This window comes from Acinetobacter johnsonii (assembly GCF_048551975.1).
Classification (GTDB): Bacteria; Pseudomonadota; Gammaproteobacteria; order Pseudomonadales; family Moraxellaceae; genus Acinetobacter; species Acinetobacter johnsonii_A.
Genome location: NZ_JBIMCF010000148.1, coordinates 1 through 302, shown reverse-complemented (window position 1 = coordinate 302; position 302 = coordinate 1). Strand labels below are relative to the sequence as shown.

Annotated in this window: 1 pseudogene; it reads left to right on the top strand. The window is 41.7% G+C overall.

Annotated features, from left to right (window positions below):
* A pseudogene (locus ACG9ZB_RS17000) lies at window positions 1-302 on the top strand (UDP-N-acetylmuramoyl-L-alanyl-D-glutamate--2,6-diaminopimelate ligase); the annotation flags it as partial.

Genomic DNA, 302 nt, shown 5'->3' with positions numbered 1-302 from the left:
AGTTTAGATAGCCGTAAAGTTGAAACGGGCCAAATTTTTATTGCTTTGACAAGTTATAGCCAGCCTGGAAAAACGCGTACATTTGCTGAAGCGGCTTTAGCAAATGGAGCGTTGGCTGTCATTAGCGAAACCGAATTAGGTGTAGCAAATGAATGGGTATGCCCTGTTGTGCGTCAGCGCATGGGAGAGTGGCAAAAACGTTATTTGCAACAAGCTGATGTAGTAAAACCTCTACGGGTTATTGCTGTAACAGGCACAAATGGTAAAACAACAATTTCTCGTTTAATTGCTGAGTTAATTAG